Below are 16,437 nucleotides of genomic sequence, written 5' to 3'. Positions count from 1 at the left end.
TGTACTAAACACTAGGATTAAACTTAACTTTTAGATACTAAAGTTTCTTAACAAATTCTGATTTTAATTGCATAGCTCCAAAACCATCAATTTTACAATCTATGTTATGATCCCCTTCAACTAAACGTATATTTTTTACTTTTGTACCCTTCTTTAATGGTGAAGGACTTCCCTTTACTTTAAGATCTTTTATTATTGTTACTGAATCTCCATCATTTAAAATGTTTCCATTTGCATCTTTAACAATTTGAATATCTTCATTACTTTCTTTTTCTGACTCTAAAGTCCATTCATAAGCACATTCTGGGCAAATAAACAGGTTCCCATCCTCATATGTATACTCTGAATTACATTTTGGGCAATTTGGTAAATTACTCATAATTTCGTTTCCTCCATATAGTTGTATTAGGTATATTATAATATCATAGTATTTCAATATTTACAAATATACCTTAGATTCTACTTAAAATTCAACTACATAAATAAATGTTCTATTAAAATTTTGGTTCCTATAAGTATGAGAATTACTCCACCAATAATTTCTGCATACTTTTGTAATAATCCACCTATTTTTTTCCCTATAAGAACAGCTATTATACATAAAGTAAAAGTAATTAATCCTATTATTGTAATTGCTGGAGCTATATTAACACTTAGAAATGCAAAACTTACTCCAACAGCTAAAGCATCTATACTAGTTGCAATTGCTAATATAATTAGATTTTTATTATTTAACTCTTCATTTTCTTCAATATTAGTATCTACACTTACCTCTTCTTTTATTTCATCACATTTTATATCATCTTCATTTTCTCCTTTAACTGACTCATAAATCATCTTACCACCAATAATTCCTAATAATATAAAAGCAATCCAGTGATCAAAAGATTTTATATAACTTTCAAAATATCTTCCTGCCCACCATCCAATTAAAGGCATAACTCCTTGAAATACACCAAAAAATATAGCTATCTTCATGGCATTTTTAGTTAAGTTTTTTCTTAAATTCATTCCTTTTGCAAGAGCTACAGCAAAAGCATCCATTGACAATCCTATCCCCATCATAAAAATTGATAAAAAACTCATACATTACCTCTCCTTAAAATACATTAATTTTTAATATGTCCTTATTTTTATTAATTCTACTTTCTCTCCTTTCTTATACAAAAAAAAACAAGACCTATGCGTAGCATAAAGCTACGCATAAGTCTCGTTATTTAATATTAAGCCAGAACAAAATACTATTGTTCAATATGTTGACTTAATAACTCTTTACAAATTGAGCTAACTACTCCCCTATACAAAAATGAGTAATTATTAAATTTTCAATATTATACTATCAGATTTATATTATATAATCAAATATAAAATTAATAAATATACTATATAGTATATCCATAATCAATATTAGGTGATGATTTTTTTAGTTTTTTACAAATAAATTTTAATATTATATACCAACAAATTATGCATGATATTGCAAGCAATTCTAAATTAAATAAATACATGTATCCATCACCTAAAAAAGTTAGAAAGGTTCCTTTACTTGCTTCATTTGATCCAAAACTTACAAAAAAATAATTTGTTTTATATATCTCATTAAATATTCCCATAGGTAACCCTATAATTTGTAATGTAATAAATGCTTTCATAGCATCCTTAAAGCTTGGAATATAATTGTATATGATTAGGAAGTATAATGGAACAAAAACAATCATAGTATGTCCAATCATAAATTGATAATATTTAAAATATCTCCAATAAAGTTCCATATCCACTGATATTAAACTACTTATACCACCTAATACTCCTGTAAATATTGAAAAATTAAAAAGAGTTCTATTTTTAGAAAACACTAAAATTATACAAAGTATATTAGTTAAATAACATAAATGGAAAGGTAAATTATCTGCTTTAATGCCTTCTATTATCCATATTGTAAAATAATAAGTAATAAGTACAACTAAAGATACTATACCTATAGAATATCTAATAATTTTATCTAATTTTTTTGAACTTCTAATTTCATTTCTATAAAAACATATGAGAACTATAGCTATACATAAAAGAATTATAGGTATTATTTGTTCTGTAAAACTAGTTGTATAATATTTATTAGGTATATTAAGAGTAAAAAAATCCTTCATATCCTTTCCCCCATTTTAACTAATATATTAATAGTTTATTCTTCTTATAATCTAGTATGACATAATATTAATATCTATGCTATACAGTTTATTCACATATTCATTTATCTTTATGTACATACTACTAATAAATAATTCTATGAGGTGATTTTATGTTTGATATAAAAAATTTAAAAAACAAATTGAAAAAGAAAAAAGATAATCTATTTGATTATCCTAATGCTCCATACAGCCATATGCCAAGTACTCCTGAAAATAATAGCTATGATAATGATTTTTGGGATAAAGACTATTAAACTAAAGAAGGATGTTTCAAAACTCTTACTTTATACTATATAAAGTATTAAAGTCTTCATAACTATAAAGTTATTATAGTTATTTTTTGTTTTGAAGCATCCTACTATTAATATTATTTTTCTATATGTTTTTATAATTTATTAAATCTATTTTATTTTTATTTATATATTCTTTTATTTTATTATTAGTTAAAGTTTTTAGCTCTTTAGTTCTTTGTATTGAATATGAACTATTATTTAATATATAATCATCTAAATATCCTGGATGACACATTATTTCTAAAACTTTAACATCTTTATTTTTTTCGAGTATATCTATAAAATTTTCTACAGTAATATTTTCATTATCATAGAAACTTCCAACAAATTTATCTACACCTTTTATTTCTCTAGAAATACTCTCCCTTTCATTTTCTAATATTCTAATAGGCAAATTGTATTCTAAAGCTAATTCTTTAACTACTTCTAATACTTTTGGAATAGAATGAACATGATGATGTGTATCTATATGTGTTGGTTTAATGCCGAAAGAAAGAAATTTTTCCATCTGACATTTAAACTCTTTTCTTATATCCTCTATTTTTGCAACTTCTCTAATTTTATCTATCTTTAAAAACTTTCCTGATTCATCTATTAAAGAACTTACACCTTTAGCAAGTGGATATCCTGCTGTTAAAACTAAATGTATTCCTACTCCTAGATCTTTAAATTCTCTTGAAAGCTCAACTGCTTCTTTAGCATTTTCCATATTACACATTAATGTCGTTGAAGTTACTACACCATTTTTATGAGCTTCTATAATTCCTAAAGTAACTGACTTTGATATGCCAAAATCGTCTGAATTTACTATTAATTTCATTTATAACTTCTCCTTATTTAAAATTAAATTGAGGTAAGTATTTTTTATGAGCTTGTAATAATTCATCAAAAAGAATTTTAGCCATCTTATCTGATTGAACTAATGGGTTTATAGTCATAGCAACTACCCCTGCATTATAATCCCCTTCTGCTGCGGCTTTAGCTCCTAACATTTCAAAACTCTTTATTTGTTGTATTAACCCCCTTATTTGTATTGGCAAATGCCCAACTGTTATTGGTTTAGGTCCATCTTTTGTTATTATACAACTTACCTCTACTGCTGAATTATACTCTAAATCTGCTATAGATCCTCTATTCATTGTATCAACTGGTTGTATGTCTCTTCTATCATTGTATATAGAATCTATTAACCTACAAGCTGCATCACTATAAAATGCTCCACCCCGCTCTTCAAGCTGCTGTGGTTTAACATTTAAATTTTTATCTTTATATAATTCAAAAAGCTCATTTTCTAACTTCTTCACAACTTCTGCTCTAGTTCCATTTTCCTTAAACTTTTCAAGTTCACTATTTAGCATATAATCTTTCATAAAATAATATTTAGCATAACTACAAGGTAAGACTCCTAATCCTTTTAGGAATTCACTTTTCCACTTAACTTCATCTATATTTTTTACCTCTGAGCTTGCATCAGCTTCTATTATTTTTTTAATTACTTTATCTGTTACAACTTTACCATCTAAATAAATATTTAATCCAAATACCATATGGTTTAATCCTGCAAAATCTATTCTTACTCTACTGCTATCAACACCTAAAATTTTTGCTGTTGATTTTTCTAACCCTATTGGTACATTACATAAACCAATTACTTTATCTATAGCTCCATATTTTAGTAATGCCTCTGTAACCATTCCAACTGGATTTGTAAAGTTTATTAACCATGCATTTGGACATAACTCTTTCATATCCTTAGTAATATCTATTAATACAGGAATTGTTCTTAAACCTTTAAATAATCCTCCTGCCCCATTTGTTTCTTGTCCAATATATCCTTTACTTAAAGGTATTCTTTCGTCTTTAATTCTAGCCTCTAATAAACCTACTCTTATTTGTGTTGTAACGAAATCTGCATCTTTAAGTGCTTCTCTTCTATCTAATGTTAAACGAATATCTATTGGTAATCCAGACTTTTTAACCATTCTCTTTGCTAATTCACCGACAATTTGTAGCTTTTCTTTTCCTTCTTCTATATCAACAAGCCATAGTTCTCTTAATGGTAATTCATTATATCTTTTTATAAATCCTTCAATTAATTCTGGTGTATAACTTGATCCTCCTCCAATTGTAACAACCTTTAATCCTTTCACTTCTAACACTCCTTTAAAAACATTTCATACATATTAACTAATTGTTCCCCTAAATCTCTAACTGTTATTGCATTCATTAAATGATCTTGTGCATGAACCATCAATAGTTCTACTGTAATTTTTTCTCCTCTTGCTTCATTTTGTATCAATTCAGTTTGTATGGAATGAGCATTTCTTAGCTGTGTATCTGCTTTTTTAATTAGCTCTCTGGCTTTTTCTATATTTCTATTTCTTGCTTCCTCTATTGCTTCCATAACGTAACTTTTTGAATCCCCACCACTTATTATTATTTGCATTATTATCTCTTCTAAATTCATAAAATATCACATCCTTGTTAATACGTATTTACTATTTTTTATTGATTAATAGTATTATCACTTTCAATAGCTATTTCAGACTCTTCTTTTACTTTTTGATTATCCCATATACGGAAGAATGGATAGTATATTAGCATAGATACTATAAAATTAACAAGCTGTAATATTACACCTGATATTTTTCCACCTGTTGCTAAGTATCCACTTATAAATATTGGTGTTGTCCAAGGTACTGTTATACCTACAGCCCTTTCAACTAATCCTGTTTGCATTGCAAAATATGATATTATTACCATAACAACTGGAGCTAAAACAAAAGGAATCATTAATATAGGATTTAAAACTATAGGTGTTCCAAACATCACAGGCTCATTTATATTAAATAATCCTGATCCTATAGATAGTTTTCCTAAAGATTTTAATTGCTTACTTCTCGCTCTATAAAGCATTAATAATGTGAATACTAATGTTGCTCCTGCTCCACCCGCAAATATAAATATATCAAAGAATGTATTGGTTACTGTATTTGCTACTGGTTGACCTGATTCAAAAGCTAACCTATTGGCATCATTTAATGTCATTAAAACCGGTCCTAATATACCATTCATTATTGCTCCACCATGAATACCAAAACACCAGAATAATCCAACTAATAATGCATAAATTATGGCACCAAACAAACTATTTCCAAGACCTTGTAATGGAGTACTTATAACCGTTGTTACAAGGTTGTGTATATCCCCAAATGATGTAAGTTCTAGCAATACCCTTACTAACCAAAAAAATGTTAAACATATTGTTGCTGGTATTAAATCTGCAAATGATTGTGATACTGCAACTGGAACTCCCTTTGGCATTTTTATTACTATTCCCTTTTGAACTACTTTTCTATAAATTTCTGTAGAAACTAATGCAACTATAATAGCTACAAACAATCCCCTACTTCCCATTAATGCTAGTGGAATTCCTTTAACTATAATAGGATCTACTGCTCCTTCTTGAAGAAAATTTATTTTATATGGGGTAACTAGGAAAAAACTAACTAATGCTATAATTGATGCTGATAAAGCTTCCACCTTATATATCTTAGCTAATCTATATGATGTTCCAATTACAGTTATAACTCCCATTAAGTCCATTGTTACACCAACTACATATCCTAATTTCTCAGACCATAACTCTCCAAAAATTGAAGCTATAAACTCTGAATATCCTGGTATAGGTAGACTTGCCAGTACTAAGAATAAAGAACCAACTATTGTTAATGGCATAACTAATAATAATCCATCCTTCATAGCAGACAAATGCTTTTGATCCGATACCTTTTCTGCTATAGGCATAAGAACTTTTTCAATAATAGAAACTAGTTTATCCATATTAAATTACCCCCTATTAATTAAATCTAAGGCTAAATTAAGTACTTTTTCCCCATCAACTCTTCCATAATCCACAGTATTTATTAAACTTGCTGGTATAGAACATTGCTCTGCCAATGTATTTACATATTTAAGTTTAAATCTAATTTGTGGTCCTACTAATACCACATCTGCATCTTTAATATGATTTTCTAAATCACCTACAGGCACTGCCCATATTTTACTTTCTATTCCCTTTTTATCAGCAGACTCCTCCATCTTACTTACTAATAAACTAGTAGACATCCCCGCTGCACAACATAATAAAATTCTTACCATTATAAATTCCTCCCTAAATAACTAATTAATTTTATAAGCTTATAACTATACTTATTTTAGTAGCATTTTTCATGCCAACTTTATAAACTACTGAATTAACTACACTAAAACTTTAGTGTTTCAAACACTTTTTGAATAAAACACTAAAAAGAAACAGTGTTTTAACACTAATTAAAACACTGTTTTTGTAGTTCTATATTTCTAATAAAAATTCTGTTATATAGCAGTATTCATCTTGCGTAATAGATATATTGTATTTATTGGATATAAACTCTAGTTCTTTAACTACTAAATTATACATTTCTAAATTATTATTTTTATAACTTGTACTTTCTTTAAATTCTACATTAATATCTTCTTTTAAAAGTCTATCTACCATACATGCAATATGTAAAGCTATTGGTATAAATAATTCAGTGCTTAATGTTTTATTAGTACTTTTTTGTATTTTAAATAGTAAATTTACAACATCATTATAAAGCTCTTCTCCATTTGTATTTTTTATATGCTCTTTAAAGGTTTTCTTTAATTCTTCATAAGTATATTTAATATCTATTATATTTTGAATCTTTCCTATTGCCTTTAAACTTAACATTTCATCTAATGTAAATTGTGGAATATTTAAAGATACTTTTAAAGAACTTACTATACATATAATTTCACTTTCTTTTTGTATTATTTTTATAGATTCATTAAATTCATTTTTATCATTAATACTTAGTGGAATTATTTCGAAAATATTTTTATTGTATCTTAAATGCTTCTTCAAATACTTAGACATAATTGAAGCACTTCCCTCTCCCGTAAGACAAGCAGTTATAATAGTATATTTTTTCTTTTCTTCTGTATCTTTTACAACATACTTAACTTCTTCTTCTATTTTTAAACTATTATATATATCTTCTAGGCTTTCTCCCATAATAGCCTTTCTTGTTGCCTCTATAACATGAATAGTACTAACATTACTTATTTGCCTTGTTTTTATATTAAATTCTTCCTCTAATATTTTACTTATTGAAACTAATGATCCCATATCTACTAAAAATAAATATCCTTCTTCTCTATAATCACTTTTTATATAATTCCTAAGTACTTGTAATATTTCTACTCTACTTTTATTTAACGGCAAATTTATACCAAGAGCGTGTCTCTCTTCTAAAATATCATTAGCTACTTTTGCCATTGATGTTGCAGTTGAATCACCATGGCATATAACAAGTACCCCAACTCTTTTATTTTCTTCATGTGAATCCTCATGATTTTTAGTTAAAAATAAAGCAATGTATCCAGCCTCATCTATGGAAAGTGTAAGATCTAACTTTTCTTCTATTAATTTAATTATTTCTAATGATACTTCAAACTCAGCTCTATATTTTGTTCTAATATGTAATAACTGAGGGTTAACTACTCTTTTATTTGCTGACAACTGATTTATAGCAGTATTTAAATATAACATAATTCCTATACTGGTATTTTTACTTATTTTTTTATGTAATTTTCTATAAACCAATTCTTTAATATCTTCCAATAAACCAATTATACTTTGGTCAACTAAACTTCCTAACATATTTTTATCGTATTTATCAACTTCTGGTATATATTTATTGAAATATTCATTAAATTCATTATAAAAAACTGTTGTAAAATCTATATCTTCATCATTATTTCTTAATTCATGTGCCTTCTTAATAATAAGATCATATATATTTCTATTTGTTTCATTATAGTCTAATAAATCTATTTTTTCTTCTTCATTTATTACTATATATTTTCCACTTATATTCATATTATTAATAATTTCATCTACCTTATTTGATATAGTACTATGTTCATATATATATTTAGGTAAATCACAAGAATTAATCTTAATGGATCCTTTTTTATCAGTTAAAAAATCTGCATATACTTTTGCAGATACTAGTTGTATATCAGCCTTCAATTGACCTATATTATTTTTACATGGATACTTTAAAAAAGCTTTTAAAGAATTTACTGATAACTTAATTTCTTTTTTAAACCTAAAACTTTCTTCCCTAAAAAAACTAATTATTAAATTAAGCCTCTCTTTATATCCTCTTTCATTTAAATTCGGTATTTTAATAGTCATTGGAATTCTTCTAGTAAATGTATTTAATAATGTTGAGTTAGGATCTTCTGTAGTTGCACATATTATTAATACATTTGCTTTTCTTTCAAACTCTGTTTCTCCAAGTCTTCTAAATTTTCCTTGATCTAAAAACACAAAAAGCATTTCTTGACCTTCAGATGGTAATCTATGAACTTCATCTAAAAATAATATACCATTATTGGCCTTTTCTATTAAACCTTGTTTATCTTCATTTGCTCCAGTATATGCTCCTTTTTTTATTCCAAAAAGTTGACTTAGTAATAACTGAGGATTATTAACATAATCGGCACAATTAAAAACTATAAAAGGTGCATTTTTTTTTATCCTTTTCATTTCAAGTGCATACTTATGAATCAATTGCGCAAACATTGATTTACCTACACCTGTTTCTCCTAATATAATCATATTCATTCCTGCCGGTGGATATAATACTGCAGCCTTACCTTGATTTATAGCATTATTTAAACTTGGATTTATTTTCATAAAACTATCTAGTGATGTGTGTAAAATATTGTTTGCTTTACTGTCTACCACCTTTTTATTTTTTTCATTTATAGCAAAATAAAGTACAGGTCTCCCATTTGATTTTTTTACTCGGCCTTCCTCACATAATCTATTTAATTCATTGCTTATATTAGCTCTGCCTATTCCTAAAATATTTGATAATTGCTGTGTTGTAACTCCAATACCCTTTTCTCCTGTGATTTCAAGTAGCTTTTTAAAAATTATTTCTCTTCTTTTTAGCTTAATCTCCATAATATACTCCCCTCATATTAAATATATCGTCCCCTTGATTATTACTATATATGGAAATACTATAGTATCACTTCATATTTTTCAAGTGCTAATTGTTATAAAACTAATATAAAATTTAATAACGTAATATTATTTTAAAATTTATTAATAATGTCTTTTGCACAAAAAAAGTGGATTCATATTATTAAATCCACTTTTTTATAAATTATATAAATTTTATTCCATATCTTCTGGTTTTCCAAAGAACTCAAAGTTTATATTTTCCTTTTTAACACCTAACTCTTTTAATGACTTATTTAAAATTTTCATAAATGGTGGTGGTCCACAGAAATAAAACTCAGCATCTAATGGAAGATTATCTTTTATCCACTCTTTATTTATATATCCAGTAAAATCATAATCTTTACCTTGAATATCTTCATCTAGAGGATTGCTATAAAAAACATAGCTTTTCAAACTACTTCCTTCTCTTATTTTTTCAACATCATAACCAAATGGTTGAATTTTTGAGTTTTGAACTGCCTGAATAAAGTATATATTTTCAAAAGTATTTACACCTTCATATAGCATTGAAAGTACTGGAGTAATACCAATACCAGCTGATATTAAAACTATATTTCTATCTTTATCTGCATCTTTTAATGTAAATATTCCTGTTGGCATCATAGCATTAACTATATCTCCAACTTTTAGATTCTCATGTAAATAAGTACTTATTAAACCACCTAGAACCTTTTTTACACTTATTCTATAAATATGTTCATTAGGTTTCATTGATAAACTATATGTCCTTATTTCTTCTTTGTACTTAGGATCATTTGTTTTTATTTTTATTGGTAAATATTGACCTGGCTTATGATTTATTAATTTTTTCCCGTCTTTAGATTTAAAGTAAAAAGATACTATATCTTCACATTCTTGTACCCTATCTACTAATACTAATTCTCTAAATCCCTTCCACTCCTTAGGATAATCTTCTTGAGTTAAATTAGTATTTCCATATTTCTTCATAATTTCATCTATACTATTAAAACTATTTTCATAAACATTTTTTAAAGTATCCATATTTCCTCCTTAATTATATAAAATTTTTATCTTATATTTAATTATACTTTTAAAAAGCCTACTAATCAATAATAATTATTAGTTGTTTGAATATTTTTATTTTCTCCAACTTTCCCTTTAACTTCTTTTAAAACAATTCCTAGTAACAAGCCCACTAACGCTGGAATCATCCATCCTAATCCTTGTGAGTAAAAAGGTAATTTATCAAATAATTTATTTACTACTCCCATAGTTATTCCCACTTGCTCTAAAGCATCTACAACACTTACTACTGCTGTAAATAATATTGTTGTAAAATATACAATTGTACTTCCTCTAAAGAAATTATGAATAGTTCCTAGTACTATTAACATTATTGCCACTGGATAAATAGCATTTAAAACTGGTACTGATATTGATAAAATTTTTGTTAATCCCATATTAGCAAGAATCATACTTGATAATGATAATATAGTTACCCAAGTCTTATATTTCACCTTATTAGTTAAAGTTGTAAAGTATTGACTGCAAGATGTTATTAGACCTACACAAGTTGTTAAACAAGCTAATGTAAATACTACTGCAAGTAACACTGCTCCTGGCTTTCCAAAAATATATGTCATTACATTTGTTAATGTTTGTGCTCCATTTTCAGTAGCTCCAAATCTAGCTCCACTTGTTGCCCCTAAATGCGCCAACATTGAATATATTAATATTAATAAAAACCCTGCTATAAGTCCTGCCTTTACTGATGTTGAAATAACTACCTTTTCATCATCAATTCCTCTAGATTTTATAGCTAAACTAATTACTATTCCAAAGTTTAAAGCTGCAATTGTGTCCATAGTTAAATATCCCTCTAGGAAGCCCTTGATAAGCGGAGATGTCATATATTCTCCTGTTGCCTCTCCATATCCTCCTAATGGTTTAAAAATAGCCGCTATAAAAATTAATGCAACTAAAACAAGTAATGTTGGGGTTAAAACTTTCCCCATTCTATCTACCAATTTACTTGGAGATAATGAAAGCCAATATGCAACAGTAAAGAATACTAATGTAAACATAAACAAAGCGAATACCTTTGATATACTACTTGGCAAATAAGGTGCAACTGCCATTTCAAAAGGTAAGCTTCCTGCTCTTGGAATACCTAATCCTGGTCCTATAGATAAATATATTAATACTGTAAATATACCAGCAAATATTTTATTTACTCTTTTTGCTAAAGCATATAATCCTCCTGCTTTAGCTATTACTACTACTCCTAACACAGGGAATCCTACTGCAGTTACAAAAAAACCTAGCATTGCTACAATAGTTGAACCTCCTGCTGATTGCCCCAAAAATGGTGGAAAAATCAAATTACCGGCTCCAAAAAATAATGAAAAAAGCATTAAACTTACAAGTAATAAATCTTTCTTTGATAAATTTTTCATTTTAAATTCCTCCAAAACATTTTAATTTTTTATTTCCGAATAATTATGCCACCTTCTATATCCATATAAATCCCCCCTTTTGCAAAATAAAAAAACCCCCGTCCCTTAAAAAAGGGACGAGGTTAATCGCGATACCACCCTAATTCTATAAAAATTAACCTATATTAAAAATAGATTCTTTTATAGCTCTCAGTAACGTACTAAATAATACGCTTTTCTTTTAACGGTGAAAAACTCCGATAAGACTTACTAAAAAAACTTCTGCCTTACTTCTCCGAGATGATTTTCGGTTATACCTTGAACATTGGCTTTCAGCTAATTACCAACTCTCTGTGGAACAAAAATATTACTTACTTTTTCTCTTCATCGAATTTATTTTGCTTAAAATATTATATTTAGAATATACTATTGTTTCTTTTTAGTCAATACAAATTTTAATTTTTTTCTAAATATTTGTTTAATTAAAATAATTACAATTAATTCAAATTAAACTATACTCTATTTATCCATTTATTTAAAATGTTACATCATTCCAATTATTGCCCCAACTATATATGGTACTAACCAAACCATCCAAACTGCTATGCTAAATTTATGAAAAGCAACCTTCTTATCTTCATCATTCTTATATAAAACCCAGGTTGCCCATACAGCGTGGAATAACATTAATACTATAGCAAGTAATCCTGTAACTCCATGTATTACTTGAGCACTTTTTGATATTTCTGTTACTCCTTCTGCCGCTATTTTACTCATTGTAACTGTTCCTGTTGTATCACAAATTAATCCAAGCCAAAATATTAATACATGATTTTTATTTAAGCTTTTTGATCTCCTTTCACCAAATACACCTATTGTATAAAATACTAAGGCTAAAGTTATTGCTACAATTGCTAAAATTAATTTTGAATCCATATAAATTTCCTCCTTAAAAATAGTTTCTATGCGAACTATTTAGTTTCTATGCGAACTATTATATGATTAATATATATATCTTGTCAATAATTTAAATAATAAATTATTTAAATTATTTAATTTTTTCTTTTAAAACTTTTAGTTCATTTTTAACTCTTAAAAGTTCCTCATCTGTAAAATTTTTAAATATCTCATCAAAGCTTTTATTTATAGTAAATCTAAATTCTTTAGCAAACTCTCTTCCTTTAGCTGAAAATCTAACATAAGTATTTCTTTTATCTCCCTCATGTTTTACTTTTTCAACATATCCAGCTTCTTCAAGTCTTCTAACTATTCCAGATACTGTCCCCTTTGCTAAAGACATCTCTTCACATATATCTGAAATTATTACTTCTCCGTTATGAGCTATTATTTTTATTACCATTATTTGTTGATGTGTAAGTCCACTATCTTTTAATCCATCACTTATTACCTTTATACTTTTTGCATATATTTCTTTTATTAACATTGCAATTTCAAAAGAATCAAAAGCACTATTCATATTGTCCTCCTAATTTAAACTTAAATTCATAATAAAAGAATACTATATTAAAAAGCTACTATGCAACATTTAAATTTTGTCTTAAATAAAAAAGTTGTCCAATTTAATTATAACCACAGTCTCCTTATTCGATTTTTTAATCATAATTTTAAATGACTGTAGTTCCATTTTAAAAATTTAATATATTTTTTATATTATTTTGTTTAAAAACTAATCCCTTGGCTAATAATATTTAAGAAATACTTTTTTATAAGGAGAGATATTTATGTCAAGTAGAACAGGTATTGTTAAATGGTTTAATACTGAAAAAGGATATGGATTTATATCTTGCGATGATGGTAATGATGTATTTGTTCATCATTCTCAAATCAAAGAAAAAGGCCCTGAAAAAGATCTACAAGAAAGTCAAAATGTAAGCTTTGATGTTGAGGAAGGTCCAAAAGGTCCTATGGCTACAAATGTACAAAAAATGTAATTTAATATACTAATTATTACATAAAATAAAAAGCTACGAAATTATACAAAAACCCTATATAATAAACAATTTAATTGTTTATTATATAGGGTTTTTGTATTTACAATATTCTATATAGATTTAATTAGCTATATACAATAGAAAATCTCTAAAAATTCAATATTAATTGATAGTTTTTTATCCAAGCATCCTCATCCAAACTTACCTTTATAGAACTTATACTTTTTTATTTATCATGTATTGAAGTTCCACTTTGCATTGCCTTACGTTCTTGAACTAAATTTTCTATTAAGTTGTTTAATGTCCATTCCTTTGATGTTTCCGTTACAGCCGCGAATAAAACATTTCTAACTTTAATTTTTTTTAAGTTTTCAATAAACATTCCTATTTTAAATTGTGAAATATTATTAAAAATTATAGCTCTATTATTAGGACCTTCAGTACACTCTGATAATATTTTTCCATCTACAATATTCTTTATTTTTGAATCCCCATTTTTATATGAAAGTACTACTCTATCTTTTATTCCTATAACTCCAGCATAATTTTCTACCATTTTAAGCTCTTTACCTGAAAAGTTACATAAAAATATACAACTTCTTCCTTCTTCTATTTCAGTATTCTTTATATCTATTCTTTCAAATGACATATTTTTCACCCCTAAATCTTTATATTATTTCTAATTGTTTATCACTATACTATTATGTTAGCATACTGATAAACAATTAGAAATAAGACCGTACTCCTTTAATTAGAGTACGGCTTATTTTTTATTTATTTTCTTCTATTAATGTTTCAATCTTACCTTTACATCTTCCAGCATGGCAGAATCCTGATCCTGCACCTGTTTTTTCTCTTACTTCTTCAAATGTAATGGCACCTTCTTTTATTGCTTTTACTATTTCTTCTTCGGAAACACCTTTACAAAGACAAACTTTTGACATAATATATTCTCCCTTCTTAATAACAACCTTAACACTTTATTAATATTTGTAATTAATTTATATATTATTCTTCAACAGAAATAGCTTGTACAGGGCATCCATCACATGCTTCTCTTACTAAATCCTCAGTTCCTTCTACTACTTCACCAGCTACAGCTACTCCTGTATCTAATGAAAATACTTCTGAACATGTCCCTTCACATAATCCACATGATATACAAACATTTTCATCTACAAATGCTTTCATTTTAAAATCCTCCTATGTTTACATTTAAGTTTATTTTCTTACCCTTATTATTAAATAATAAGAGTTATTTGTCAATATAAAATAAATTTTATTTAATTAAAAAATAACCTAAATTGTATTAAACAATTTAGGCTATTTTTATAATATCTTCTCTAACAACTCTTTTGGTATAAATAAACTTTCCATACAAATATCCTCTGGCTTTGTTGTTAATGGATACTCTTTAATCCACATATTTCCTTCTCTAATAATAGCTTCTTCTATTTTTTCTCCTGGATCTACTTCATAAACCTCTTCTAACTCTTTATATGGTGTTAATATTACTATTCTTCTGCAATACTCTTCATATTGATCAAAAATATTAAAAAAACTATTATAACTATCAAATGTTGAGACTGAGTTAACTACCTTTAAATACAAATTAAATTTCTTACTTGCTTCTATTGCACTAATATACTCTTCCACCATAAATTCACCTCATATAAACTATATAAATAATATTAAGCTAATTGCCATAACAAACATCCCTGATATTAATCCATAAATAGAAAGATGATGTTCTCCATACTCTTTCGCTGCTGGTAATAATTCATCCAATGAAATAAATACCATTATGCCTGCTACAGCCGCAAAAACTACACCAAATATTATATCATTAAATATATTTTTTAAAAATATATATCCTACTAAGGCACCTAACGGCTCTGACATTCCTGATAAAAATGAGTATATAAATGCTTTCTTTTTATCTCCTGTTGCATAATAAATTGGAACTGAAATAGAAATTCCTTCTGGTATATTATGTATAGCAATAGCTATTGCTATTGGAATAGCTATTTTCATATCTCCTAATGCAGATATAAATGTTGCTAATCCTTCTGGAAAATTATGAATTCCAATTACTAAAGCTGTGAATACTCCCATTCTTAATAATTTATTATCTCTATTTATATCATCTTTATTTAATATTGATTTATTTTCAATATTTTCTATATTTCTAACCTCATGTGGATTTTCAAATGATGGAACAAGTTTATCTATTAATGCTATAAGTAACATTCCTAAAAAGAATGAAAGGACAGTTATTAAACTCCCATTTTTTTCTCCAATTTCAGCTACAAGAGCTCTCTTAGCTTCTGACATAATCTCAACCATTGAAACGTAAATCATCACTCCTGCTGAAAAACCTAAACTAATTGAAAGAAATTTTTTATTGGTCTTTTTCACAAAAAATGCTATACAACTTCCTATTCCTGTAGCTAGTCCAGCAAATAAAGTAATTAAAAAAGCTACTAATACGTTATCCAT

20 protein-coding genes and 1 other annotated feature are annotated in these 16,437 nt (G+C 26.9%); of the genes, 2 read left to right on the top strand and 18 right to left on the bottom strand.

The annotated features are described in order from the left end of the window. Positions 1–37: 37 nt before the first annotated feature. The 3 genes from CP523_RS12300 to CP523_RS12290 form a co-directional block, all read right to left on the bottom strand. Positions 38–379 (bottom strand): zinc ribbon domain-containing protein YjdM, encoded by a 342-nt coding sequence (locus CP523_RS12300; RefSeq protein ID WP_066673603.1) that lies wholly within the window; start codon positions 377–379, stop codon positions 38–40. 95 nt (positions 380–474) lie between these two features. Further along, a complete protein-coding gene (locus CP523_RS12295; protein WP_066673601.1) occupies positions 475–1,086 on the bottom strand; it encodes a manganese efflux pump MntP in 612 nt (203 codons plus the stop codon). Positions 1,087–1,382: 296 nt separating this feature from the next. Beyond that, entirely contained in the window at positions 1,383–2,147 is a 765-nt protein-coding gene (locus CP523_RS12290; RefSeq protein ID WP_066673599.1) for a YwaF family protein, read from the bottom strand. Between the two features lie 152 nt (positions 2,148–2,299). On the opposite strand from CP523_RS12290, the gene CP523_RS16025 reads away from it, so the two are divergent. Next, positions 2,300–2,443 carry a hypothetical protein gene (locus tag CP523_RS16025; protein WP_162925984.1) on the top strand — a complete coding sequence of 48 codons (144 nt, stop codon included), beginning with the start codon at positions 2,300–2,302 and terminating at the stop codon, positions 2,441–2,443. Positions 2,444–2,564: 121 nt separating this feature from the next. On the opposite strand, the gene chbG is transcribed toward CP523_RS16025, so the two are convergent. The 10 genes from chbG to CP523_RS12240 all read right to left on the bottom strand — a co-directional run bounded on the left by chbG (position 2,565) and on the right by CP523_RS12240 (position 13,463). Beyond that, the gene (gene chbG / locus CP523_RS12285; RefSeq protein WP_066673597.1) at positions 2,565–3,302 is read right to left on the bottom strand and encodes a chitin disaccharide deacetylase; all 738 of its coding nucleotides are present in this window, start codon (positions 3,300–3,302) and stop codon (positions 2,565–2,567) included. Positions 3,303–3,315: 13 nt separating this feature from the next. Next, entirely contained in the window at positions 3,316–4,632 is a 1,317-nt protein-coding gene (locus tag CP523_RS12280) for a 6-phospho-beta-glucosidase (protein ID WP_120140909.1), read from the bottom strand. 2 nt (positions 4,633–4,634) lie between these two features. Next, complete coding sequence (locus tag CP523_RS12275) at positions 4,635–4,949, bottom strand: PTS lactose/cellobiose transporter subunit IIA (RefSeq protein ID WP_066673594.1); 315 nt, start codon at positions 4,947–4,949, stop codon at positions 4,635–4,637. A gap of 38 nt (positions 4,950–4,987) precedes the next feature. Continuing rightward, the gene (celB, locus tag CP523_RS12270) at positions 4,988–6,325 is read right to left on the bottom strand and encodes a PTS cellobiose transporter subunit IIC (RefSeq protein WP_066673592.1); all 1,338 of its coding nucleotides are present in this window, start codon (positions 6,323–6,325) and stop codon (positions 4,988–4,990) included. Positions 6,326–6,331: 6 nt separating this feature from the next. Further along, positions 6,332–6,643: a PTS sugar transporter subunit IIB gene (locus CP523_RS12265; RefSeq protein WP_066673590.1), complete on the bottom strand. Its 312-nt coding sequence runs from the start codon at positions 6,641–6,643 to the stop codon at positions 6,332–6,334. Between the two features lie 193 nt (positions 6,644–6,836). Beyond that, entirely contained in the window at positions 6,837–9,527 is a 2,691-nt protein-coding gene (locus CP523_RS12260; RefSeq protein ID WP_120140908.1) for a sigma-54-dependent transcriptional regulator, read from the bottom strand. Between the two features lie 216 nt (positions 9,528–9,743). Next, entirely contained in the window at positions 9,744–10,592 is an 849-nt protein-coding gene (locus tag CP523_RS12255; RefSeq protein WP_120140907.1) for an FAD-binding oxidoreductase, read from the bottom strand. 65 nt (positions 10,593–10,657) lie between these two features. Beyond that, positions 10,658–12,007, bottom strand: a complete 1,350-nt coding sequence (brnQ, locus tag CP523_RS12250; protein WP_066673578.1) for a branched-chain amino acid transport system II carrier protein — start codon at positions 12,005–12,007, stop codon at positions 10,658–10,660. A 109-nt stretch (positions 12,008–12,116) separates the two neighbouring features. Continuing rightward, positions 12,117–12,383 (bottom strand) — a binding site (T-box leader). A 146-nt stretch (positions 12,384–12,529) separates the two neighbouring features. Further along, positions 12,530–12,922, bottom strand: coding sequence for an HsmA family protein (locus CP523_RS12245; protein ID WP_066673574.1), 393 nt, complete (start codon positions 12,920–12,922; stop codon positions 12,530–12,532). 112 nt (positions 12,923–13,034) lie between these two features. After that, on the bottom strand, positions 13,035–13,463 hold the full coding sequence (locus CP523_RS12240) for a MarR family winged helix-turn-helix transcriptional regulator (RefSeq protein ID WP_066673572.1): 429 nt from the start codon (positions 13,461–13,463) through the stop codon (positions 13,035–13,037). A gap of 265 nt (positions 13,464–13,728) precedes the next feature. On the opposite strand from CP523_RS12240, the gene CP523_RS12235 reads away from it, so the two are divergent. Further along, a complete protein-coding gene (locus CP523_RS12235) occupies positions 13,729–13,938 on the top strand; it encodes a cold-shock protein (protein WP_066673571.1) in 210 nt (69 codons plus the stop codon). A gap of 226 nt (positions 13,939–14,164) precedes the next feature. On the opposite strand, the gene CP523_RS12230 is transcribed toward CP523_RS12235, so the two are convergent. The 5 genes from CP523_RS12230 to zupT all read right to left on the bottom strand — a co-directional run bounded on the left by CP523_RS12230 (position 14,165) and on the right by zupT (position 16,437). Continuing rightward, positions 14,165–14,587, bottom strand: coding sequence for a DUF3783 domain-containing protein (locus CP523_RS12230; RefSeq protein WP_066673570.1), 423 nt, complete (start codon positions 14,585–14,587; stop codon positions 14,165–14,167). A 121-nt stretch (positions 14,588–14,708) separates the two neighbouring features. Beyond that, the gene (locus tag CP523_RS12225; protein ID WP_066673569.1) at positions 14,709–14,882 is read right to left on the bottom strand and encodes a (2Fe-2S)-binding protein; all 174 of its coding nucleotides are present in this window, start codon (positions 14,880–14,882) and stop codon (positions 14,709–14,711) included. 64 nt (positions 14,883–14,946) lie between these two features. Then, positions 14,947–15,129 (bottom strand): ferredoxin, encoded by a 183-nt coding sequence (locus tag CP523_RS12220; protein ID WP_066673567.1) that lies wholly within the window; start codon positions 15,127–15,129, stop codon positions 14,947–14,949. Between the two features lie 138 nt (positions 15,130–15,267). Beyond that, positions 15,268–15,597: a hypothetical protein gene (locus tag CP523_RS12215; protein WP_066673565.1), complete on the bottom strand. Its 330-nt coding sequence runs from the start codon at positions 15,595–15,597 to the stop codon at positions 15,268–15,270. Positions 15,598–15,615: 18 nt separating this feature from the next. Beyond that, positions 15,616–16,437, bottom strand: coding sequence for a zinc transporter ZupT (gene zupT / locus CP523_RS12210; RefSeq protein WP_066673563.1), 822 nt, complete (start codon positions 16,435–16,437; stop codon positions 15,616–15,618).

The sequence above is a fragment of the Clostridium septicum genome (assembly GCF_003606265.1).
Lineage (GTDB): Bacteria > Bacillota > Clostridia > Clostridiales > Clostridiaceae > Clostridium > Clostridium septicum.
This window is presented reverse-complemented; position numbering and strand designations above follow the sequence as displayed.